23 protein-coding genes are annotated in these 22,920 nt (G+C 61.8%); 12 read left to right on the top strand and 11 right to left on the bottom strand.

All coding sequences use genetic code 11. From position 1 onward, the window contains the following. Nucleotides 1-10 precede the first annotated feature (10 nt). Together DT23_RS00815 and DT23_RS00810 are read right to left on the bottom strand one after the other, a co-directional pair. On the bottom strand, nt 11-442 hold the full coding sequence (locus tag DT23_RS00815) for a tripartite tricarboxylate transporter TctB family protein (protein ID WP_038127236.1): 432 nt from the start codon (nt 440-442) through the stop codon (nt 11-13). A gap of 109 nt (nt 443-551) precedes the next feature. Then, complete coding sequence (locus DT23_RS00810) at nt 552-1,547, bottom strand: Bug family tripartite tricarboxylate transporter substrate binding protein (protein ID WP_038127235.1); 996 nt, start codon at nt 1,545-1,547, stop codon at nt 552-554. A 183-nt stretch (nt 1,548-1,730) separates the two neighbouring features. On the opposite strand from DT23_RS00810, the gene DT23_RS00805 reads away from it, so the two are divergent. From DT23_RS00805 to DT23_RS00795, 3 genes are read left to right on the top strand one after another with little or no spacing between them, the layout of a single operon-like run. After that, entirely contained in the window at nt 1,731-2,402 is a 672-nt protein-coding gene (locus tag DT23_RS00805; protein ID WP_038127233.1) for a response regulator, read from the top strand. After that, a complete protein-coding gene (locus DT23_RS00800; protein ID WP_038127232.1) occupies nt 2,395-3,786 on the top strand; it encodes a sensor histidine kinase in 1,392 nt (463 codons plus the stop codon). Before DT23_RS00805 ends, DT23_RS00800 begins: the two co-directional genes overlap by 8 nt. Further along, nucleotides 3,783-4,823: an ABC transporter substrate-binding protein gene (locus tag DT23_RS00795; RefSeq protein ID WP_038127231.1), complete on the top strand. Its 1,041-nt coding sequence runs from the start codon at nt 3,783-3,785 to the stop codon at nt 4,821-4,823. The genes DT23_RS00800 and DT23_RS00795 overlap by 4 nt, the downstream gene beginning before the upstream one ends. Here DT23_RS00795 and DT23_RS00790 read toward each other — a convergent pair. The 5 genes from DT23_RS00790 to DT23_RS00770 are packed head-to-tail and all read right to left on the bottom strand — an operon-like array spanning nt 4,820 to nt 10,655. Next, a complete protein-coding gene (locus DT23_RS00790; protein ID WP_038127230.1) occupies nt 4,820-6,097 on the bottom strand; it encodes an amidohydrolase family protein in 1,278 nt (425 codons plus the stop codon). The genes DT23_RS00795 and DT23_RS00790 overlap by 4 nt on opposite strands. Then, nucleotides 6,097-7,041 carry an ABC transporter permease gene (locus tag DT23_RS00785; RefSeq protein WP_038127228.1) on the bottom strand — a complete coding sequence of 315 codons (945 nt, stop codon included), beginning with the start codon at nt 7,039-7,041 and terminating at the stop codon, nt 6,097-6,099. The genes DT23_RS00790 and DT23_RS00785 overlap by 1 nt, the downstream gene beginning before the upstream one ends. Beyond that, on the bottom strand, nt 7,041-8,090 hold the full coding sequence (locus DT23_RS00780) for an ABC transporter permease (RefSeq protein WP_038127227.1): 1,050 nt from the start codon (nt 8,088-8,090) through the stop codon (nt 7,041-7,043). The genes DT23_RS00785 and DT23_RS00780 overlap by 1 nt, the downstream gene beginning before the upstream one ends. Then, nucleotides 8,080-9,624 (bottom strand): ABC transporter ATP-binding protein, encoded by a 1,545-nt coding sequence (locus tag DT23_RS00775; RefSeq protein ID WP_038127226.1) that lies wholly within the window; start codon nt 9,622-9,624, stop codon nt 8,080-8,082. The genes DT23_RS00780 and DT23_RS00775 overlap by 11 nt, the downstream gene beginning before the upstream one ends. A 2-nt stretch (nt 9,625-9,626) precedes the next feature. Further along, the gene (locus DT23_RS00770) at nt 9,627-10,655 is read right to left on the bottom strand and encodes a BMP family protein (protein WP_038127225.1); all 1,029 of its coding nucleotides are present in this window, start codon (nt 10,653-10,655) and stop codon (nt 9,627-9,629) included. Between the two features lie 307 nt (nt 10,656-10,962). Here DT23_RS00770 and DT23_RS00765 point away from each other — a divergent pair, with 307 nt between their 5' ends. From DT23_RS00765 to DT23_RS00735, 7 genes are all read left to right on the top strand, one after another. Continuing rightward, nucleotides 10,963-11,430: a hypothetical protein gene (locus tag DT23_RS00765; RefSeq protein ID WP_038127223.1), complete on the top strand. Its 468-nt coding sequence runs from the start codon at nt 10,963-10,965 to the stop codon at nt 11,428-11,430. Nucleotides 11,431-11,563: 133 nt separating this feature from the next. Continuing rightward, entirely contained in the window at nt 11,564-12,166 is a 603-nt protein-coding gene (locus DT23_RS00760) for a nitrous oxide reductase accessory protein NosL (protein WP_038127222.1), read from the top strand. A 62-nt stretch (nt 12,167-12,228) separates the two neighbouring features. Next, nucleotides 12,229-12,768, top strand: a complete 540-nt coding sequence (locus tag DT23_RS00755) for a nitrous oxide reductase accessory protein NosL (protein WP_081846866.1) — start codon at nt 12,229-12,231, stop codon at nt 12,766-12,768. Further along, entirely contained in the window at nt 12,765-13,103 is a 339-nt protein-coding gene (locus DT23_RS00750; protein WP_051696946.1) for a hypothetical protein, read from the top strand. Before DT23_RS00755 ends, DT23_RS00750 begins: the two co-directional genes overlap by 4 nt. Then, entirely contained in the window at nt 13,100-14,242 is a 1,143-nt protein-coding gene (locus DT23_RS00745) for an ABC transporter permease (protein ID WP_038127219.1), read from the top strand. The genes DT23_RS00750 and DT23_RS00745 overlap by 4 nt, the downstream gene beginning before the upstream one ends. A 10-nt stretch (nt 14,243-14,252) precedes the next feature. Beyond that, nucleotides 14,253-14,963: an ABC transporter ATP-binding protein gene (locus DT23_RS00740; RefSeq protein ID WP_038127216.1), complete on the top strand. Its 711-nt coding sequence runs from the start codon at nt 14,253-14,255 to the stop codon at nt 14,961-14,963. Further along, a complete protein-coding gene (locus DT23_RS00735) occupies nt 14,960-15,958 on the top strand; it encodes a hypothetical protein (RefSeq protein ID WP_038127214.1) in 999 nt (332 codons plus the stop codon). The genes DT23_RS00740 and DT23_RS00735 overlap by 4 nt, the downstream gene beginning before the upstream one ends. A gap of 3 nt (nt 15,959-15,961) precedes the next feature. On the opposite strand, the gene DT23_RS00730 is transcribed toward DT23_RS00735, so the two are convergent. The 4 genes from DT23_RS00730 to DT23_RS00715 form a co-directional block, all read right to left on the bottom strand. Continuing rightward, the gene (locus tag DT23_RS00730) at nt 15,962-16,426 is read right to left on the bottom strand and encodes a DUF6869 domain-containing protein (RefSeq protein WP_038127212.1); all 465 of its coding nucleotides are present in this window, start codon (nt 16,424-16,426) and stop codon (nt 15,962-15,964) included. Then, nucleotides 16,423-18,018 (bottom strand): peptide chain release factor 3, encoded by a 1,596-nt coding sequence (locus DT23_RS00725; RefSeq protein ID WP_038127210.1) that lies wholly within the window; start codon nt 18,016-18,018, stop codon nt 16,423-16,425. Before DT23_RS00725 ends, DT23_RS00730 begins: the two co-directional genes overlap by 4 nt. A 282-nt stretch (nt 18,019-18,300) precedes the next feature. Further along, nucleotides 18,301-19,590 (bottom strand): hypothetical protein, encoded by a 1,290-nt coding sequence (locus DT23_RS00720; protein ID WP_038127208.1) that lies wholly within the window; start codon nt 19,588-19,590, stop codon nt 18,301-18,303. A gap of 228 nt (nt 19,591-19,818) precedes the next feature. Next, nucleotides 19,819-20,805, bottom strand: coding sequence for a Hint domain-containing protein (locus DT23_RS00715; protein ID WP_038127206.1), 987 nt, complete (start codon nt 20,803-20,805; stop codon nt 19,819-19,821). A 177-nt stretch (nt 20,806-20,982) separates the two neighbouring features. On the opposite strand from DT23_RS00715, the gene DT23_RS00710 reads away from it, so the two are divergent. Continuing rightward, nucleotides 20,983-21,762 (top strand): SDR family oxidoreductase, encoded by a 780-nt coding sequence (locus DT23_RS00710; RefSeq protein ID WP_038127204.1) that lies wholly within the window; start codon nt 20,983-20,985, stop codon nt 21,760-21,762. Nucleotides 21,763-21,829: 67 nt separating this feature from the next. After that, on the top strand, nt 21,830-22,918 hold the full coding sequence (locus tag DT23_RS00705; RefSeq protein ID WP_038127202.1) for an ABC transporter ATP-binding protein: 1,089 nt from the start codon (nt 21,830-21,832) through the stop codon (nt 22,916-22,918). Nucleotides 22,919-22,920: the final 2 nt, after the last annotated feature.

Here is a 22,920-nt window from a genome sequence, read left to right as displayed (position 1 = left end):
CGTGCTCCCTTCAGAAACCGAACGGACCACGGGCCAGCGACAGCCCGAGGATCAGGTGAAAGACGATATAAATCCCGACCGAGATCGACACGCCCGCGATCACCGAGGACAGCGGCTTTGACCCTAGACGCCAGCTGAGATAGGCGGCGGCAAAGGCGGTGGCGATCACGAAACCGATCTCGGGGAGGACCTGTGCATAGATCATCAACGCGACCACAGCGGCGACGATTTCCACCAGACGGCCCAAGGGCGGCCAGACTGGTTCAGGGTCAGGGCGCAGCGCGATATAGGCCGAGGCAAGGCCAAGGATCGCGGCGATAATATAGGGGAACGCTTTGGGGCCGACGGTATCGGTCAGAAAGCTTTCCTGAATTTGACTGGCGGCAAAGGCGTAAAAGATCGCCAGAGCCAAGCCGACAGCACCGAAAATCCGGTCGCTCATCAAAGACCTCCAAAGCGGTAGGAAAGGGGCGCACGCGGTTTGGGCGCGCAGACCCGGAAAATGCGAAAAGGGGCGGCACGTGACGCGCCGCCCCGAACCCTGACAGGGCTTATTTCAAGATCCCGATCTCTTTCGAGATGTCCTGGATCTGCTGCACCGAATTGGCGACAAATTTCTCGAAATCTGCACCTTGCAGATCCAGCGGGGCAAGGCCGTTGGCCTCCATCACCTTTTTCCACTCGGGCGAGGCATAGACAGCCGCGATCTGTTTGGCCCAGTAATCGTAGGCCGCATCCGACATTTTGCCCGGACCGTAAAAGCCGCGCCAGTTCGCGCCAACAGCGTCGATGCCCTGCTCTTTGGCTGTGGGGATATCGGCAAATTCACCGCCCAGACGCTCGGGGGCCAGCACGGCCAGAACGCGCACATCGCCCGACTGAATAAATCCCTTGGTTTCCGACAGATCGCCGGTAAAGGCCTGAACCGATCCCGCCAAAAGCTGCGTGATCGCCTCGCCGCCACCGTTAAAGGCGACGTATTTGACCTTGCGCACATCCTCGATGCCGTCAGCCTTGGCCGCGATCAGCACCTTGAGGTGATCCCAGCCACCCACAGCCGAGCCACCGGCAAACGCGATTGAGGTCGGGTCCGCCTTGACCGCATTCAGCAGGTCGGGCAGCGTCTTGTAGGGGCTGTCCTGATCCACCGCGATCACACCGTAATCGGCCCCGATTGAGGCCAGCCAGCGCACCTGGTTCAAGTTGTTGCCCGGATAAGCGCCCTGCGCCAAACGGGTTGCGGTGGCCGTACTGGCCGCCACGATCAGATCATTGTCGCTGTCGCGCTTGTTTACGACCTCGGCAAAGGCCACGCCACCGCCGCCACCGGCGAGGTTGGTCACTTGCATCGTCTGTTTGATCAGGCCGATATCCTGCATCGTCTTGCCGACCTGACGGCAAGTGAAATCCCAACCGCCACCGGGGTTCGCCGGGGCAATACATTCGGGGTTTTCAGCGGTAAAATCAGCGGCCATTGCCGGGGCTGCAAAGCCAGCGACAGCCAGCGCAGCGGATGCCAGCGCAAGGCGGGTTGCCTTGAAGATCATGTAAAGTCCTCCAGTCATCATTGCGGGCAGTTGTCGCGGGCCCGATCCGCATCACCCGATCGCACCGCTCTTTGCGGCCTCCTCGCGATCAGTTAGAACGAAAGGTATCCGGCCAAGCTGTCACCAACCTGTCACATCAGCAACGCCGCGAAACCCGAGCGCCCGAACAGGAGAGATCAAGCGATGCGCGTGCTGATCGTCGAAGATGCGCAGGACATGGCCGAAGCGGTGCGCAATCACCTGCATCGCGCGGGGATGACCTGCGATGTGGCGCCTGATTGTGGCACGGCCGAAGACTGCCTTGCGGTGACGCGCTATGATGCGATGGTGCTTGATATTCACCTGCCCGACCGGCTTGGCACCGAATTGCTGCGCGATCTGCGTGCGCGCGGTGAACGTATGCCGGTGCTGATGCTGACGGCGTTGTTTTCCGTCGATGACCGGGTGTCTGCGCTGGATCTGGGCGCGGATGACTATCTTGTGAAACCCTTCGATCACCGCGAGCTAGAGGCACGTTTGCGCGCCCTGATCCGGCGCGGAGCCGAGACCAAAAGCGAGGATCTCACCTTGGGGCGTCTGACCTGGACGCCCGCCACGCTCAGCGCGCGCCTTGATGACAAACCTCTGGCGCTGACCCGGCGCGAGACGGTTTTGCTGGGCGTGCTGATGCGCAATAGCGAGCGGATCATGAGTAAGGAAAAGCTGTATGAGGGGCTGTATTCCTTTGCTGATGTCGATGTCGGTCTCAACGCGATCGAGCTATACGTCGCGCGGTTGCGCAAGAAACTGACGGGGTCGGGCGTGGTGATCGAAACCCATCGCGGGCTTGGCTACCGGATGCAGCTTGATGGTTGAGGGCCGCGCGATTACGGGCGCGACCGCCTCGCTGAAGCGTCGCGTCATCAGCGGCGTCTTGGCCCTGTTGCTGGTGGGCGGCGCAGTCGCGGCGCTGGCGGCGTTTGCCTATGGGCGGGCGGCGGCGCGCGAAAGCTATGACCGCCTGCTTTTGGGCGCGGCCAATGACATTGCCGAGGCGATCTCGATTCAAAATGGTGCGCCAGTTGTGGATCTGCCGGTGGCGGCGTTTCAACTGCTGGCCCTCGCGCCCGATGATCGGATTTATTACTCGGTGCGCGGGCCGGGCGGCGCGGTTCTGACCGGGGCGACCGGCGCGCTGCCAAACCCCACGCCAACCGCCAGCCCCAGCTTTTTCGACGCAAAAATGGCCGATGAAAACGCGCGGTTTGTCACGCTGGCGCGCCGCTTTGCCGAGCGCAGTTTCTCGGGCACCGTCACGGTCACGGTCGGGCAAACCCTGCGCGCGCGCACCGAGATGGCGCTGGGGCTGACGCGCGATGCATTGATTGCCGCTGCGATTGGCGGGATTGCCTTGCTGGCGCTGGCGGTGCTGGTGATCGACCGCGCGATGCGCCCGCTGATCCGCATTGCCGATCAGCTCGCCGGACGCGACCCGCATGATCTGACGCCGATGGATGCGGCGGTGCCTGCCGAGGTGGCGGTGATGGTGGGGGCGATGAACCGCTTTATGGCGCGTCTCGATCGCCAAGTGGCCGCGATGCGCAACCTGATTTCGGACACCGCCCATCAGCTACGCACCCCCGTCGCCGCGCTGCGGGTGCAGGCCGAACTGGCGAGTGCCGAGGAAGATGACGCAAGGCGCGAGCAGATCCTGACCCGTCTGCAGCGCCGTACCCGGTCCTTGGGCGAGTTGCTCGATCAGATGCTGTCGCGCGCGCTTGTCGTTCACCGCACCGATGCGGCGCGCCGTGTTGAACTGGATCTGCGCGATGTGGCGCTTGATGTCATTGAAAGCCGCGATCATGAGCTGGTCGCGCCTAATCGCGAGGTGGTGCTTGAGATCGGCGATGAGGCGGTGATGGTGATGGCGGACACCCTGTCACTGACCGAGGCGCTGCGCAATTTGCTGGGCAATGCGCTTAAACACGGGGCCGGGCGGGTGCGTGTCGGAGCGAGCCGTGAGGGCGCGCGGGCCTGCCTATGGGTCGAGGATTCCGGCCCCGGACCCAGTGCCGAAGTGCTGGAGCGCATCGGAGAGCGGTTTGAGAAAACCGCCGCCTCGGTGGGCCAAAGCGCGGGGCTTGGTCTGTCGATTGCGCGCGCGGTTGCGCAGGCTTTTGGCGGCGAATTGGTGCTGGCAGCGACCGCGCAGGGCTTTCGCGCCGTGATTTCTTTGCCTGCCGAACAGGAGCAACGATGACCCGTTTTGCGATACTCGTTTCGGCGTTGATCGCCGCCGCTTTGCCCGCCATGGCCCAGCAAGACGGCCCCGAGGCGCGCGCCCGTTTTGGGCCTGCGGACGGGCCTGCCATGGTGTTGCGCTCGACCACCGATATCACGGTGCTTGGCCCGACACTGGAGGATTTCACCGCGCGCAATCCCGGCATCGCGGTGGATTACGAGCAATGGGGATCAAACGCGCTTTACGATATCAGTCAGCGCGAGTGCGAGGCGGGTCAAAGCCGCGCCGATGCGGTGTTGTCCTCGGCGGTGCATCAGATGGTGGATCTGGTCAATCGCGGTTGCGCGGGGTCGTATCGCTCGACCGCCAGCGCGGGTTTGCCCGCCGCGCGGCGCTGGCGCGACCAGCTTTGGGGCGTCACGCAAGAACCCGCCGTGATCATCTACAACACCCATCTCGTGCCGCCGCAAGACGTGCCCCATACCCGGTTTGCGCTACTCGATCTGATGCGGCGCGCCGAGGGACGCTATCAAGGCAAGATCGCGACCTATGAGATCGAGGCCTCGGGCCTTGGCTATCTATTCGCCTTTGAGGACAGTCTTGAGGCCAGCACCTTTGGCGCGTTGATGGAGGGCTTCAGCCGCGCCGATGCGGTGGCAACCTGCTGTTCTGCCGAAATCATCAAGGGCGTCTCGCAAGGAGAATACGCGATTGCTTACAACGTGTTGGGGTCTTATGTGAATGCGCGCCGCGACCCCAATGTCGGGGTGGTCTGGCCGCAGGATTACACGCTGATGCTGTCGCGCGGCTATATGATTCCCAAAAGTGCCGGGCAGGCGAGCGCCGCGCAACGATTGCTCGATTTTCTGCTCTCGCCGCGCGGTCAGGAAGATTTGCGCACGGCGGGACTTTTGCTGAACGGCGAGCCCGAAGACAGCGCCACCCCCGCCAGCGCCCTGCACACCATCGCGATTTCGCCGGTGCTGCTGGTGGCGCTGGATCGCCAGAAACGCGCGCAGTTTATCGCGCGCTGGCGGGCCGCGTTCGGGCGTTAGCGTTTGGGCGCGCGGCGATGGCTGGTTTGCGGCCGCCCCGGCAGGCTTAGCGTCGCATCCCCGCGCGCGCTGCGCGCAATCACCTTGCCCTTTGCGATTACCACCAGACGCGCCGGACGTAGCCGCACCGCCTCGACCGGAGTGCTGGCATCCAGCACCACCAGCGAGGCCAGCGCCCCCTTGTGCAGCCCGTAATCTTGCAGGCCGATGATCTGCGCATTGGTCTGCGTCACCATCGTGAAACAGCGCGCCATCTCCTCGGGGTGGCTCATCTGCGCGACATGCAGGCCCATGAACGCCACATCCAGCATATCCGCCGTGCCAAGGCTATACCACGGGTCCAGCACGCAATCCTGCCCCCAGCCCACGGGAATACCCATCGCCTGCATCTCCTTGACGCGCGTCAGCCCGCGGCGCTTGGGAAAGCTGTCATGGCGGCCTTGCAGCATGATATTGATCAGCGGGTTGGGGATCGCGGCAATCCCGGCCTCGGCAATCAGGGGTAGCAGTTTCGAGACATAGTAATTGTCCATCGAATGCATCGAGGTCAGATGGCTGCCCACCACCCGGCCTTGCAGCCCCAGACGCTGCGTTTCATAGGCCAGCGTTTCGATATGGCGGCTCATCGGGTCATCGGTTTCATCGCAGTGAATATCGACGCGCAAGCCGCGATCCGCCGCAATCTCGCACAGATCGCGCAGGCTGTCCGCGCCTGCCTGCATGGAGCGCTCGAAATGGGGGATACCGCCGACCACCTCAACGCCCATGTCCAGCGCGCGGATCAGGTTTTCACGGCCATTGGGGGCGCGATACAGCCCGTCTTGCGGAAAGGCGACCAGTTGCAGGTCGATATAATCGCGTACCTTTTCGCGCACCTCCAGCATCGCGGTCACCGTGTTGAGGTGATCGGGCGTGGTATCGACATGGCTGCGGATCGCGAGCAACCCCATTGAGGCCGCCCAATCGCAATAGTGCAGCGCGCGCTGCACCATCTCATCCACGGTGGTCAGATCGCGCAACTCGCCCCACAGCGAAATCCCCTCCAGCAAGGTGCCCGAGGCGTTGACGCGCGGCAGCCCGTAACTCAGCGTGGCGTCCAGATGGAAATGCGGATCAACAAAGGGCGGGGTGACCAGATCGCCCGCAGCCTCGATCACCTCGCGCGCCCCGGCGGTAATGTTGGGGGCAACTTCAGCGATGCGATCGCCCTTGATCGCGATATCAGCCACGCGCCCATCGGGCAGCGTGCCGCCCCTCACCAGCAGATCGAACATCATCGTTCCCCTTTGTTAAATGTCACCATCAGCGCGGCTGGCACCTCGGCGCGCCGCGACATCAGCACCAGCGCGAGGATCGACAGGATATAGGGCATCATCAGGAATAGCTGATAAGGCACCACCGCGCCGATCGGAGTTTGTTGCAGCCGGATTTGTAGCGCATCAAATGCGGCGAACAGCACCGCCCCGAGCAGTGCCTTGCCCGGCTTCCACGCGCCAAACACCACCAAGGCGATGCAGATCCAGCCACGTCCGTTGACCATATCGAAAAAGAAGCTGTCAAAGGCCGAGAGCGTCAGGAACGCCCCGCCCACCGCCATGAAGCCCGATCCCACGATCACCGCGCCCATGCGGATTGCGGTGACCGACAGGCCTTGTGCCGCGACCGCCTGCGGGTTCTCTCCGGCGGCGCGCACCGCCAGCCCTAGCGGCGTGCGATACAGAACCAGCGCCACCGCGATCACCAACAGAAATGCGGCGTAAGTCAGCGGGGTCTGGGCGAAAAATGCCGGACCGATCAGCGGGATGTGCGACAGGATCGGCACCTCGAAGGGTTGGAACGCCTCGATCTTGGGCGGCGAGGACACCTCGGGGAGAACCACGCGATAGGTGTAAAAGGTCAGCGAGGTGGCGAGCAGCGTCACCCCGATCCCCACGACATGCTGCGACAGCCCGAAGGGCACCGACAGCGTTGCGTGCAACAACCCGAACGCCATGCCCGCCGCGAAAGCCACGGCAACCCCGCCCCATAATGGTAGCCCCGCCCAGACCGCGATCCAGCCCGCGAAGGCGCCCGCGACCATGATGCCCTCGATGCCAAGGTTGAGAACTCCAGCGCGCTCGCAGATCAGCTCTCCCATCGTGGCGAAAATCAGGGGCGAGGCGATGCGGATCGCGGCGGCCCAGAACGCGGCAGAGGTCAGGATGTCGATCAGATCCATCAGTCCCTCACCACGCGGAATTTGCTAAGGAGAATCGCCAGCACCATCATCAACAGCGCCGAGGCCAGCATGATATCGGCCAGATAGCTGGGCACCCCCAGCGCGCGGCTCATCGCATCTGCGCCGACAAAAATCGCCGCCACAAACAGCGCCGCGACCACCACCCCAAGCGGGTGCAGCAGCGCCAGCATCGCCACCACGATACCCGTGTAGCCATAGCCCGGACTAAGATCGAGCGTGAGCGAGCCCTTCAGCCCCGCCACCTCGGAAAACCCTGCCAGCGCGGCCAGCCCACCCGATAGCAGCGCCGTTTTCAGGATCACGCGCGTCACCGGAATGCCCGCAAAACGCGCAGCCTCGGCGTTTTGGCCCACCGCGCGCATCTCAAATCCCAGCGTGGTGCGGGTGTTGATCACCCACAGCACAAGCGCCGAGATCAGCGCCAGCACAAAGCCCCAATGCAGCCGCAAGCCGTCGATGATGCGGGGCAGGCGGGCCTCGGGGATCAGACGCGCCGATTTCGGCCAGCCCATGCCCATCGGGTCTTTCAGCGGGCCTTCCAGCAGGTAGGACACGAACAGCAAAAAGATGAAGTTGAACAGGAGCGTGGTGACGACCTCATCGACGCCAAAGCGGGTTTTGAGCAGCGCCGGGATCAACAGCAGTAGCGCGCCCGCCAGCATCGCCGCGACACCGATCACCACCAGCAGCGGCAGGCTGGGCCACGGCAGCGCCCCGGTGCCCAGCATCACCGTCACCACAGCACCCGCATAAAGCTGCGCCTCGGCGCCGATATTCCACAGCTTGGCGCGAAAGGCGACGGCCACGGCGAGGCCCGTAAAAATCAGCGGTGTCGCGCGGTTGAGCGTTTCCAGCAGCGCGAATTTGCTGCCAGCCGCGCCCTTGAGGATCGCGCCAAACACCGCGAAAGGGTTGCCCCCCGCGATCAGCGCGAGCAGGCTCGCCACCAGAAAACTGCCCGCAATCGCGAGCGCAGGCGGCGCAAGGCGGCGTGCGAGTCCGGGATTGGCGATGGGTTCAAGACGCATGGGCCACCTCGGCAAATCCATCGCCCGCCATCCACCGCCCCAGCGCCTCGGGGGCCATCGTGCCGCGCGCGAAAGCGGGACTGAGGCGGCCTTGCGAGATCACATGGATAACATCCGATAGCGTTATGATCTCATCGAGATCCTCGGAGATCAGCAACACCGCCGCGCCCTGTTCGCGTGCTTCGGCTAGGCGGGCATGCACATAGTTGAGCGCACCGATATCAAGGCCGCGCACCGGTTGATTGGCCAGAATGATGCGCGGTTTTGTTTCCAGCACGCGCCCCAGGATCAGCTTTTGCATATTGCCGCCCGAGAGCAGACGAATGGCAGTATCGGGACCGGGGCAGCGCACGTCATAGGTCGCAATCAGCGCCTCGGCATGGGCGCGCGCAGCCGCCCAGTCCAGCCAGCCATGGCGGGCGAAATCGCGGGTATAGGTTTCGAGAACGGCATTCTCGGTCAGATCAAAATCCGCGATTGTGCCGGTGTGGTGGCGGTCCTCGGGAATGCGCCCGATGCCACGGGCAAGGGCGCGGCGCGGTGACCAATTGGTGATCGCATCACCCGCGATTTCCAACTGACCCGCGCTGGGCATCGCCAGTCCCGAAATCAGATCCGACAGCGCGCCCTGACCATTGCCCGACACGCCCGCCAACCCGGTGATCTGACCGCCATGCAGGGTTAGCGTGACCGATTGCAGCCCCGGCGCGTGGCCCTCGCCCTTGCTGGACACGTCGCTTAGCCGCATCAGTGCGGGGCCGGGGGGCATCGGGGCGATCTTGGGGCTTGAAACCGCGCCACCCACCATCAGCGCGGCCAACTCCTCACGCGAAGTGTCAGCGGTCGCGCGCTCGGCCACAAGGCGACCATGACGTAGCACCAGAACGCGATGCGAAATCGCCATCACCTCATGCAGCTTATGCGAGATGAACACGACCGACAGCCCCAGCCCGATCGCCTCGCGCAGGGTGGCAAACAGCGCGTCGCTTTCCTGCGGCGTCAGAACGGCGGTTGGTTCGTCAAGGATCAGGATGCGCGCATCGCGATAAAGCGCTTTGAGGATCTCGACACGCTGGCGTTCGCCCACCGAAAGCTGCCCGACCTTGGCATCGGGATCGACGGGGAGATGAAAGCGCTTGGACAGATCCGCAATGCGGGCCTTAACCGCGCGAGCGCGCAGGCGCGGGGCCGAAAGCGCCTGCGTTCCCAGCACGATATTTTCCCAGACCGTCAGATTGCCTGCGAGCGTGAAATGCTGATGCACCATCCCGACGCCCGCATCGAGCGCCGCGCGCGGATTGCCCGGCGCAAGGCGTTGGCCAAACACCTCAACCTCGCCCGCATCCGCGCTATATTGGCCAAAGAGGATGTTCATCAGCGTGGTTTTGCCCGCGCCGTTTTCCCCCAGCAGCGCGATCACCTCGCCCTTTGCCAGCGAAAAGCTGACATCGTCATTGGCGCATAATGCCCCAAAGCGTTTCGTGATATTGCTTAGGCGCAGCACGGGTGGCTGCGCCTGATCGCGCGCACTCATGCTCAGGAGGACTTGGGTTCAGCGTCGTTGATCTCCACAACGAACGAGCCATCCTTGATCGCCGCGGTTTGCGCGTTGACCTTATCGAGCGCTTCTTGCGGGATCTTGCCCTCGAACGTGCCGAACGGGGCCAGCGAGCAACCGCCCTCTTTCATGAAGGAAAACATGCCATAATCGGCGGCGATAAAGCTGCCCGCGCGGATCTGTTCGATGGCGTGATCCAAGGTCGGCTCAAAATGCCAAAGCGCCGAGGCCACGACCGTATCGGGATAATCGGTCTGGGTGTCGATGACATTTCCAATCGCCAGCACGCCCTTTTCCTTGGCGGCATCGGACACGCCAAAGCGTTCCGCATATAGCATATCCGCGCCGTTCTCGATCATCGCGTAGGCGGTTTCCTTGGCCTTGGGCGGATCGAACCACGACCCGATGAAGGCGACCTGAAAGGTGATATCGGGGTTCATCTCGCGCGCGCCCGCCATGAAGGCATGCATCAGGCGGTTCACCTCGGGGATGGGAAAGCCGCCGACCATGCCGATATTGCCCGATTTCGACATTGATCCGGCGATGATACCAGAGAGATATGAGGCGTCTTGAATGTAGTTATCAAAGACCGAAAGGTTACCGATTTCCGCGTCGGGTTTGAACGACGAGCCCAGCAGGAAGGCCACGTCGGGGTAGTCGGCGGCGACCTCACGGGCCTCTTGCTCGACACCGAAAATCTCGCCCACGATCAGGTCATACCCGCCCTCGGCATATTCCCGCATCACGCGCGGGTAGTCGGTGTTGGCGGTGTTTTCGGAATAGGTGTAGCTGACATCGCCACGATCCTGGGCGGCCAATGCGGCAAGGTGGATGCGGCTGACCCATTGTTGCTCGACCGGGACGGTGTAGATGCCCGCCACTTTCAGCGGCTTGGCGTCTTGCGCCCAGCCACGTGCGGGCAGCGCGCCAAGCAAGGCGGCCCCGGCAAGGCTTGATTGCAAAAAAGCGCGGCGCGAGGGGGTGTTTAGACGGGTCTTGGCAGCCATGGATCAGGTCTCCTGTTCGGGATATTCACGCAGTATTGCAGAGATTTGATCAAGCGGTGAGATTTTTTGATAGGTGGCGTCAATCCTGCGGAGCGCAGGCGCGAGTGGCTTGTTGAAAATTCTTTGTATCCGCTACTTTAGGCGGCATCATGCCCAATATTCTCGCATGCGGAGGTGTTTAGTCGAAAGCCAATCTGGCATGCGCATTGTTGAGTATGTCGCGCTCATAACTGCTCACAAACGCTTGATTGCGCTGGGAATCGCTCCTATCACTTGAGCCATGGGAGAGAGAAGAACAGCCGCATATATGTTCAAAGCACCGCTTGACGGCGCTTTGACCGGTCGCGCGACGCGCGGGCGGTTCGCACATTTGCGGCGCGCGCTTTGGATGCATGTGTTCGCGCTGTTTGCGATGTGTGTGCAGGTGTTGTTTTACGCCGATCACATCGGGGCGGCGGCTGCCGCCGAGATCGGCAATCCCCCTGCCGGAGCGCGCCTTGGCCTTTTGCAGATTTGCACGGGCGAGGGCGTCGTTCTGATGACGCCCGACGGGCGCACGGTGCCCAACGCGCCTGCGCAACCGAGTCATGAAAGCAGCCAGTGTTCGGTCTGCACCAGCGCCAGCGTATGCGGCTTTGATGCGCCTGCGGCGATGGCGATGCCCATCTTTCAAGCGCAATTGATTGCGCCCGCGCGGGTGGTTTTGCCCGCACCCCCGGCGCGGATCCTGCTTGCGCGCACCCTTCGTCCGATCCGCGCGCCCCCAATCCTGTGACGCGATCCCTTCGCGACGGCCCTCTGCGCGCGTGAAAACGCTGCGATCAGGCCCGCGCGACTCTTGCACTTTTTCAACATTTGCGTGTCGCCGGCCTATCGCCGTGCGCGCCCTAAGATCACAGGATAATACCATGAAACGTCGTGACTTTCTGATTACCACCTCGACCGGAATGCTGCTGGCCGCCACCCAAAGCGCGAGTGCAGAAGCAACCATGCCGCAATCGCCGATGGCTTGGACCGATGAGAACGGGCTGGCCCGGTTTCTCAAAACCGATACCGACCCGCTGACCAACGAGTTCGAGAAATATCCCCGCTGTCCTTATTGCGGCATGATGCGCAAAATGTTCAGCCAGACCCGCCACCTGATCGTCTATGAGGACGACGCGGTCGACGGCACTTGCTCGCTGCATTGCGCGGCGATCAGTTTGGCGCTGAACCTCGATCGTGTGCCGAAGATGATCTATGCAGGCGATGCCGGGGCTGCGGACAAGGTTAAGCCGCTGGCCGATAGCGCCGCGATGACCTATGCAATCGACCCCGCCCGTCCCGGCACGATGACGGCCGTGTCGAAATACGCCTATGCCGACAAGGCGCAGGCTGAGGCCGCTTCTGGCCCCGACGCCAAGCTGGTCGATTTCGATACCGCGCTGGTGGATGCTTATAACGGTATGGCGCAGGATACGATCCGCATTCGCAAACGCCGTGCCGAACGGCGCGCACGCGCCGGTCAATAAGCCCTGATGCGCGCCCGGTATCGCGCCGGGCGCGAAAGCTTCTCCTGCTGAAAGGACATCTGATGTGTCACTCCTGCGATGAAACGCGCCCCTCGCGCCGCGTTGTTCTGGGCCAGTTCGCCGCGATCACTGCGGCCTTGGGGCTGGGCGTTGTGCCCGCGCGCGCCGACGCCCCGCTGGTCGACTTGCCCCCGCCCGGTCCGCAAGATACCTGCCCGGTCTGTGGAATGTTCGTGGCGAAATATCCCGAATGGGTCACCACGGTGCTATTTTCCGATGGCCATGCCGATCATTTCGACGGTCCCAAGGATTTCTTTAAATATCTGCAAGACATGGAGAAATACGCGCGCGGACGCACAGCCGATCAGATCGTGGGCATGGGCGTGACGGAATATTACGGGCTCAAGCTGATCGACGCGCATGACGCGATTTATGTGCTGGGATCGGATGTGTTGGGTCCGATGGGGCATGAGTTGATTCCGCTGATGAACCGCGCGGATGCCGATGATTTCATCAAGGATCATAAGGGCAAGAAAGAGATCCGCTTTGGCGATGTGACGCCCGATATGCTGGTGGTGCTGGATGAGGGCGGGGCGATATGAAACCGCCGCGCCGCCGCTCTGGCCCGGTTTTTATCGGCTTTGGCGTCCTTGCGGCGGCGCTGCTGTTCGAGCTGTATTTCGTCGCCTTCGCAGGCCCCGCGACCCGTGCGCGCCTTGATCACGAGGCCGGTTTGGTCGCCGATCTCGGTCTCACCGACCCCGCGCTGTTCACCGAGGCGCGCTACACCCGCCACCCCTCGCTGGCCGATCTCAACACCCCGTTTCAGGACCATCCGATGGCATTTGACCACTTCCCCTCGGGCTCGATCATGCCCGTGCCCCGGCTGCCCGGCGAAGGCTGGCTGATTTTTCAACCCAAGGAGCGCGGCCAATGATGATCTGGGCTCGACGCCAGCGTGCGCTGGCCGATTATACGCTGGCCGCTTTGTCGCGCCGCAAGGGCAAGAATATCGCGCTGGTTGCGATCTTTTCGCTGGTGGTGTTCGCGTTATCCTCGGCGATGTTTTTCGCCGCCGCCTTGCGCCATGAAACAACGCAAGTGCTGCGCAATGCACCTGAAATCGTGGTGCAAAAGCTGATCATGGGGCGGCAGGATCTGATCCCCGGCGATGTGGTGGACACGATTGCCGGGTTTCGCGGTGTGACCTCGGCCAAGGGGCGGCTTTGGGGGTATTATTATGACCGCATTGACGGCGCGAATTACACCGTGATGGTGCCCGATGATCCCGCGCTTATTCCCGCCGTCGGCCATGTCGCGGTGGGCGAGGGTGTGCCGCGCGCGCGCGGGCTGGCGTGGGAGGGCGCGCCGCTGTTCCTGTCGCGCTACGAGGGCGATCTGAAACGCTTTGACGTGGATCGCACCTTCACGCGTGACTCGGCGCTGATGACGGCGGATCTGGTGCTGATGAACCCGCAAGATTTCCGCGCGTTTTTCGACATTCCCGAGGGGCTGTATACCGATGTCGTCGCCACGGTTCGCAACCAGAACGAGGTCGCGACCATCGTCACCAAAGCCTCTAACGCCTTGCCGCAAATGCGTTTTGTGACCCGCGCCGATATCGAGCGGACCTATCAAAAGCTGTTTGACTGGCGCGAGGGGTTGCTTGTCGTGTTGGCGGGCGCGGGGCTGTTGGCGTTTGCAATTTTCGCGGCGGAAAAGGCCTCGGGCCTGTCGGCGGAAGAGGCGCGCGAGATCGGTATTCTGAAAGCCGTGGGTTGGGACACGCGCGACGTGATCGCGATGAAGATGTGGGAGGGCGGGCTGGTCTCGCTTGGCGCTTTTCTGATCGGCACGGTCGCGGGGTTTGCGCATGTTTTCCTGTTCGATGGCGCGCTGTTTGCGCCTGTGCTGCGCGGCTGGGCGGTGATTTATCCCGACTTCGCGCTGACGCCCCATATCGACGGGGTGCAACTGATGACGCTGGGGCTGCTGACGGTCGTGCCGTATATGGCCGCGACCGTGGTGCCGGTTTGGCGCACTGCCTCGGGTGATCCCGACGCGGTCATGCGATAGGAGCGGTAAGATGATTACTCTGAACGCGGTTACCAAACTGTATAACGAAGGCCGCCCCAACGAATTCGCGGCCCTGCACGAGATCGACCTAACACTGGCGCGCGGCGCGATGAGCGTGTTGCGCGGGCCATCCGGCTCGGGCAAGACCACGCTGTTGTCGATCCTTGCCTGCATGGCGCGCCCGACCTCGGGGCGGGTCAGTATTGATGGCGAGATCGTGTCGGGCCTGCCCGAACGGTTCCTGACCGAGCTGCGCCGCACCACATTCGGCTTTGTGTTTCAACGCTTTAACCTTGTGCGTGGATTAACGGCGCTGGAAAATGTGATGCTGCCCACCGTGCCACTTGGCGCGGATTACGGCCAGACGCGGGACCGCGCGATGGCGCGGCTTGAGGCGTTGGGGCTGGCCGATAAGGCCGCCATGCCGATTGAGCACCTGTCAGGCGGCGAGGCACAGCGCACGGCGATCGCACGCGCTTTGATCAATGACCCGCCGATCCTGATTGCCGATGAGCCGACCGCCAATCTCGACACGGCTTTGGCCGAGAAATTCCTCGCGATTTTGGCGGAAGAACGCGCAGCCGGACGCACCGTGATCCTCACCAGTCACGACCCGCGTATCTGGGAGGCCGAGGGTGTGGACCGCATCGTCACCCTGCGCGACGGGCGCATCGTTGAGGGCGCGACGGGTGAGGGTGCGATCACCGAGGGGGCCGTATGATCTTTCAGCCCCCGATCCTTGCACTGCTGATGGTGGCGGGACTCGCGGCGCTGGTCGCGATCTGGAGCGGGGCGTTCGCGATCCGCGTGCTGGCGCGCTGGGATATGGCCAATATGAGCCGCGCGCAGCTGCGGCTCGAGCGCATGACCGAGCTGGTCTCGACCCTGTTTGGCGCGGTGATGTTGGCGGAACTCGCGGCGCTGCTGCTGTTCGTGTTCAACGCCGACCGGATGGCCTCGTTGTTCGTGGGGGCGATGTGTGCGGTGGGCACGCTGAATGTGAACGCTTACGGCTTTCCCGCGCTGTACCTCAAGATCGGGGTGTTTTTCGCCGCGACCCTGTGGCTGATTTTGGATCATGCAGACCGGATGGGGCGGGATTTCCCGCTGACAAAGGTGAAATACGCAGCCCTTCTGGCGATTGCGCCGCTGATCCTGGCCGATGGCGCGACCGAGCTGGCCTATTTCCTGAACCTGCATACCGATGTGATCACATCCTGCTGCACCAAGCTGTTCACGCCCAACAATCCCGGTCTGGCCAATCACATGGCCTCGGTCGGTGAGGGGGCAGCGCTGGTCTGGCTGGTCGGGATCGCGCTGATTGTGGCCGCGTCGGGGGCCTATGCGACGTTGCGGAGGCGTGGTTATTGGATTTACGCACTGGCCTCGGGGGCGTTGTTTGTGGCGGGGCTGACCGCGATTGTCGCCACGATCTCGCTGTATATTTACGAGGATCCGAACCACCATTGCCCGTTTTGTATCCTCAAACCGGAATATGGCTATTTCGGCTATGTCCTTTATGCGCCACTGTTTTTCGCCACGGCGATGGGGCTGGGGGCGGGGCTGTTACAGCCCTTCGCAAACATCCCAAGCCTTCAGGACAAGCTGCCGAGGCTGATCGCGCGCCAAGTGGTCTGGTCGATGATCGGCTTTGCGCTGTTCGGGCTGGCGGTGGTCTGGGCGATTGCGCGCTCGCACCTGATCCTGTTCGGGTAGGGGTTAGCGCGCAGGCAGCGGCCCGCCCATATCGAGCCCCGTGGGCATAGCCCCCGCGCGTGCCGTCTCGATGCGCGCCCAAAGGGCGGGATCGGCCTCATCCGCGGGCCAGACGCCGGTCAGCGCATAGGCAAAACGCGCGGAGTGGCGGGCCTCGCGTTCGATCTTGTCGATGAAATCCGCGCCGTGATCGGTGATCAAATCCTCTAGCGGACCGGCCGACAGCATCACCACCTGCCAGATCGTCTCAGATCCCGCGAGGGCCTGACGGATGAACGCCCAAAGCACATCGGGGTATTCGCGCAGCTCAAACACGCACAGCACCGACCACGGGAAATCCTCGCCCTCGGGTTCATCGCGATTGTCGGCCAGCCACAGCGCCACCAGCGCCTCAACCGAATGCACATCTTCGGGCGCATTGGCGGCGTTGCACAGCACGGATACGAGTTCGAGGGGCAGGGGGGTCACTGCATCATCTCCTTCGTGGCCGATAGGGTGACGCCCTCGTAATCCCGCGCCACGCGGTCGATATCCCATTGCAGGCGGGTGAGGAACACCACGTCGCCGTCGTGATCGTAGCTGATATGTTGCTTGTTCGCATTCACCAGTTTTTCCACTGCCGCCTTGTCGCCCTGCACCCAGCGCGCCGAGGTGAACTGGCTGGCCTCAAAGCGCACGGGGATGCCGTATTCCAGCTCGATCCGGCTGGCGAGCACCTCAAATTGCAAAGCGCCCACGACGCCGACGATAAAGCCAGACCCAATCGCGGGCTTGAAGACCTTGGCCGCGCCTTCCTCGGCGAATTGCATCAGCGCCTTTTCCAGATGCTTGCCTTTCATCGGGTCGGTCGCGCGCACCGATTGCAGCAATTCGGGCGCAAAGCTTGGGATGCCGGTGAAATGGAGCACCTCGCCCTCGGTCAGCGCATCGCCAATGCGCAACTGGCCGTGGTTCGGGATGCCCATGATGTCACCGCCCCAAGCCTCTTCCGCCAGTTCGCGGTCGGCGGCCAGAAACAGCACGGGGTTTGACACCGACATCGGCTTTTTGGTGCGCACGTGGGTCAGTTTCATGCCACGCTGAAAATGCCCCGACACAAGGCGCACAAAGGCCACGCGGTCGCGGTGCTTCGGGTCCATATTGGCCTGCACCTTGAACACAAAGCCGGTGACTTTTTTCTCTTCGGGGGCGACGTCGCGCTCGGTCGCTTTTTGCACCAGCGGTTCGGGGCCGTATTCGCCGATTCCGTCCATCAGTTCCTTGACGCCGAAACTGTTGATCGCCGAGCCAAACCAGATCGGCGTCATATGCCCTTCAAGAAAGGACTGGCGGTCAAAGGCGGGTAGCAATTCGCGCGCCATTTCGACCTCTTCGCGCAGTTTCTCCAGCAGATCGGCGGGGACATGCTCTTCCAGTTTCGGATCATCCAGCCCCGAAATCGCGACAGTTTCAGCCACCTTGTTGCGATCGGCGCGGTCCATGATGTCCAGCCGGTCATGGATCAGATCATAGGCACCGATAAAGTCGCGGCCGACCCCGATGGGCCAACTTGCCGGGGCGACGTCAATCGCGAGGTTTTCTTGAATTTCGTCAATAATCTCGAAGGTGTCGCGGCTTTCGCGGTCCATTTTGTTGCAAAAGGTCAAGATCGGCAGATCGCGCAGCCGGCAAACCTCGAACAGTTTGCGGGTCTGGGATTCCACGCCCTTGGCCCCGTCGATCACCATGATCGCGGCGTCCACCGCCGTCAGCGTGCGATAGGTATCTTCCGAGAAATCGCTGTGACCGGGCGTGTCCACCAGATTGTAGCGAAACTCGCGATACTCAAAGCTCATCGCCGAGGCCGACACCGAAATCCCGCGATCCTGCTCCATCTTCATGAAATCCGAGCGCGTGCGCCGCGCCTCGCCCTTGGCGCGCACCTGACCGGCCATCTGAATGGCCCCGCCAAACAGCAGGAACTTTTCAGTCAGCGTCGTCTTGCCGGCATCGGGATGCGAGATGATCGCAAAGGTCCGGCGGCGGGCGATTTCGGGGGGCAAGGCAGGGCGATTTGTCATGGCCCCGCGTTTATCCTGCCCACGCGCGCCTTGCAATCGGGCAATGGGGGGAGGTGATTGTGCGAGCGCATCCATCAAGGCGAGGGATTGCAGCAATGAGTGGCGGTAGTGCGGGACGAAGCTGCCTTTCGTAAAATGAAAATCAAGGTCCGCCTTGCGCGTTTATCGCCCCCGCAGAAAAGCATCATCTGGGACGGTGAGATCGCGACACAACCCTTGGCTAGTCAGTGCCAATACGGAGCCGAAACCTTCGGGATTAAGCGCTTAAGTATTTAAGGGAGATCATTCTCGATCTGCTTGTGAATCTATGAAGTACTGAAGCTTTAGTGACTTGGGCGATATTTCGTAAACCGTGTCTTCAGGCGTATTTTGGTCTAAAGTTGGCGTCACGAGCCCGTAGTTCTGAAATCTATCCAGTATTGCAGTAAACTCTGCAACATCGTCAAAGCCCAGTTCCGAACAGTCATTCGGAACAAAGATTTCTTGCTGGCAAATCCCCTTAAATGCCTCTTCGTCCCTATCCCTGAAGAACACAAAAATCTCATCGTAGTTAGTTTCCAGTTCCTCGCGCAACCAGCGTTCAAACGAGTCATCTGGAATCTTGGAAAGATCATCGACTTCATCAAAAATCCAAGTACAAAACGCTCCCGCCTCATCTAGGGCAAATCGAGAATTTCCTTTGAACATATCGAACAGGGTGATGAAGTTGTCTCGTGTCAAAGGCAATGTTGCCTGCTCGTTTTTCCTGAACGTTTCGACTCTTTTCTCATAGACTTCGCCGCCGACCTCTTCGCGCAATTCCCCAATGTTTATCGGCTTATGGAGCCATCCCGCCAGACGTGTCGAGGAAGCGACGCCACGAACAACGCCAGAAGAACCGCACAGTATCCACTTAACTCCAGCGACGGTGAATGCGGTATCTCTCAATGCCTCAATTGTTTCCTTCGCCTTTGCAGAGGATTGAAGTATCTCAAGATTATCGATGACGCATACAACCCCTCCTGCCTCACTCTTCGGAAACAACAACTTCAACCAACCATCAATTGCCGCCCTAAAGCCGACCCGCTCCCAGCCTTTACCGCTATTCGGGGTACCGCCATATCCCAACCCATTACCTAAAATCGACCCAGTGTAGTTTCGGATTATCGGCGACTGAATGTAGTTCTTGATTGAAGTCTCAATGGGCGCTTTTGTGTAGCCTGGTGGTGGTCGCAGCATGTTCGCGCTTTCGACCAAGGTGAGAGCAACTTGCAGGTAGAACTCGTCAAGAAATTCTTCTGCGCCTTTTTCTTTGTTTATCTGGAACGAGCATCTGCAAGGAATGAACATCGGTTCGTTCTCGTCGCGCTGTGATTGCATGAGCAACCTGTGTAGAGCGATGTTAATAATGCTTGTTTTTCCAACACCATTTGGGCCTTCAAGAGTTGGGACTTTGTCACTCTCTTGCACACGTCGAACCAATTTTTTGACTTCTGCTTCTCTGTCGACGACCAGTTTTTCACCTTCTTCATCAGCCTGAAGTGCCTTGTTGCTAAATGGGTCGGCAGAAAAACCGAGAGAACGATAGGACATTGAAATACTCCACGAAAAACAGTTTCCTAAAATCGGCCCGGAAATTTTTTCTCACGCTATGTCCGAACTGCCCATCAGGCAATACTCCTATCAACATATTCTTGGTGGCCAAAACCAATGCTGATTTACTGCACTTTGCCGCCATTGATGCATCACGCAGCATAGGTGAGTCAGGACTCAAAGCCGCCATCCCCCGCACCAAACCCGCCCGCAGCCTCTCGCGCTCCCTCACTCCTCGCGCTTGCGGAAGATCTTGTCGCGGCCAAGCTGATCCAGCAGGTCGCGTGTGGCCTCGGTGCCGAAATGGGGGCGGTGTTTGAGGTCGGGCAGGCGGGCGGAAATCTCGGCGCGTAGTTCCTCGGGCAGAACCGACAGTGTGGCCTCGCTGACCATCAGGCTTTCGGCGGGGATGCCCTCGGCATAGATGATTTCGTGACGGGCAAAGACCAGCGCGTAATAATCGACATAGCCGCCCTCGCGCCGCCAGACGTTTTCGTCATCCACCAGATGCTTGGCCTGCACCAGTAGTTCCGAGGTCTCGCCCAGCTTTTGCGCGCCGCGCCGGTACAGAAACAGCCGGTGATGGGGCGACACAACGAGATCGCCCTCATTGCCCAGAATTCCGGCAGAAATCACCACCGGCGCAAAGGACCCGAGCGCCCGCATCCGCGCTTTGGCGACCAGCGCTACGGGCTGGGGGCCGCTGTCGCGCGTGAGCACCCGGTCCCCGGCCTTGAGCTGTTCGATGGGTTTTTGCGCGCCCCCCGCCAGCGTAATCATCGTGCCCGTCGTGAAGGCCACACAGACCAGATCGGCCAGCCGCGCCTCGCCCGGATCGGCCGAGGCCTCGATCAACGTGTATTCCTGACGCGGCGCAATCGGCGACAGCGGCAGCGCGAAATTCGTGTCGCTGGCATCGTGGCGGATCAGCAAAATATCCACGCTATCGCCATCGGGGGCCATCATCACATGGCGCGCCAGCAGGCTGATCGTATCGCCCGGTGCGCCGATCTGAGATCCCTGCGTCACGATCTGCTCGCCAGCCGCATCCCAGCCCACGGCCAAAAGCAGCGGCGTGGCCTCGCGTTCCAGCTGGTAGATATCGCCCGGCTCGCACAGCTCGGCAATGTCAAGCGCATCGCCCTGATTAGCGCCCGAGGTCACCCAGAAATCATGGGCGTCAAAGACATGAACGCTTTGGCTGATCTGCGACAAGGGGGCCTCCGTTAGGGCGCATGGTGTGCGACCTCATGTCCGATTACCTGCCCGCGCCCCACGGGGTCAAGCGCATTGCCGCGCGGAGCACAAGAAGATCAACCTCTTGCCTCTCTGGCGTTGCGCGTTAACTCTGCGCCAAGGGCAGCGGGGCTGCGACAGCATCAGGAGGATCGGATGGATTTGGGGATTAAGGGCAAACGCGCAGTGGTTTGTGCGGGATCAAAAGGCTTGGGACGGGGCTGCGCCGAGGCGCTGGCCGAGGCGGGCGTTGATCTGGTGCTCAATGCGCGCGGGGCCGAGGCGCTTGAGGCGACAGCCGCCGAGATCGCTGCGAAATATGGCGTGAGCGTCACGCCCGTCGCCGCTGATATCACCACGCCCGAGGGGCGCGTCAAGGTTCTGGCGGCAGCGGGTGAGGTTGATATTCTGGTGAATAACGCAGGCGGGCCGCCTCCGGGGATGTGGAGCGATTGGGATCGTGACGATTTCATCGCTGCGCTGGATGCCAATATGCTGGCCCCGATTGCGATGATGCAGGCGTTGATGCCGGGGATGATGGAGCGTGGCTGGGGCCGGGTGGTCAATATCACCTCGCAATCCGTGCGCGCACCGATTGGCGTGTTGGGTCTGTCCAATGCTGCGCGCTCGGGGCTGACGGGGTTCGTGGCGGGCACGTCGCGTCAGGTCGCCCCGAAGGGCGTGATCATCAACAACATGCTGCCGGGCATCCACGATACCGACCGCGCGACCTCGCTGGATGGCGGCGTGTCTAAGGCTGAAGGGATTTCCCCCGAGGAGGCGCGCGCCAAGCGGGTCGCGACGATCCCGGCGGGGCGCTATGGCGACGCGGGCGATTTTGGCGCGATGTGCGCCTTCCTGTGTTCGCAAAAGGCGGGGTTTATCGTGGGGCAGAACATCATGCTGGATGGTGGGCAAAACTACATCTCGATCTAGGCGCGCTTGCGTAGGCGGGGCGGCGCTGCTATTTCGATAAATTCCGAGTTATTTAGTAGGGATAGCAATGCCGCCCGCCAACATGCCTCCCCGCCTTGAAGTGCGTTCGCTGATGCGCCGCTTTGACGGGCGCGCGGTGGTCGATGATATCTCTTTCGCAATCCCGCAAGGTCAGGTGACCTGTCTGCTGGGGCCGTCGGGCTGCGGAAAATCCACGACTTTGCGCATGATCGCGGGCGTGGATATGCAAGATAGCGGTGAGATTTTCGTCAACGGTGCACTGATCTGCGACACGGTGTTTCGCGTGCCCCCCGAGCGGCGCGAGATCGGCTTGATGTTTCAGGATTTCGCGCTGTTTCCCCATCTCTCGGTGGCGCAGAATGTTGCCTTCGGGCTGTCTGGCAGCAGTGCAGACAAGGCCGCGCGCGTCGGTGACTTGCTGGAGCGGGTGCATATGGCGCGCCATCGCGACAGCTATCCCCATGCGCTGTCGGGCGGGGAGCAACAGCGGGTGGCGCTGGCCCGCGCGCTCGCCCCCCGCCCGCGGATTTTGCTGATGGATGAGCCGTTTTCGGGGCTGGATGAGCGCCTGCGTGACGATATCCGCGACGAGACCTTGGCGCTGTTGAAAGACGAGGGCACAGCGGTGTTGCTGGTCACGCATGAGCCGCATGAGGCGATGCGCATGGCCGATGAAATTCTGCTGATGCGGGCGGGCAAAATCGTGCAGCGTGGCGCGCCCTATAACCTGTATAACGCGCCGGTGGATCGTCGGGCGGCGGCGTTTTTCTCTGATATCAACGTCATCGAAAGCCGGGTGCAGGGCGCGTTGGCCCCGACGCCGTTTGGGGATTTCCTTGCGCCGGGGCATAGCGATGGCACCGGCATCGACATCGTGATCCGCCCGCAGCACCTTAAGATTGATTTCGACCGCGCCGGGCGTGGTCCCAACCCGACCGCGCAAGACGGAACCCCGGCGCGCGCCACGGTCAAGCGCGCGCGCTATCTGGGTCGCGAAAGCTTGGTCGAGTTTCGCATGGAGACCGGGCAAATTCTCAAAGCCTCGGTCCCCAATGTGTTCCTGCCCAAACCCGGCACGGTGATGTGGCTGATGCTGCGCCGCGACCGCTGTTTCGTGTTTCCCGCCAAGGGGTAAGG

Origin of the sequence: Thioclava indica (assembly GCF_000714545.1) — a bacterium.
In the GTDB taxonomy this organism is placed as follows: domain Bacteria; phylum Pseudomonadota; class Alphaproteobacteria; order Rhodobacterales; family Rhodobacteraceae; genus Thioclava; species Thioclava indica.
This window is presented reverse-complemented; position numbering and strand designations above follow the sequence as displayed.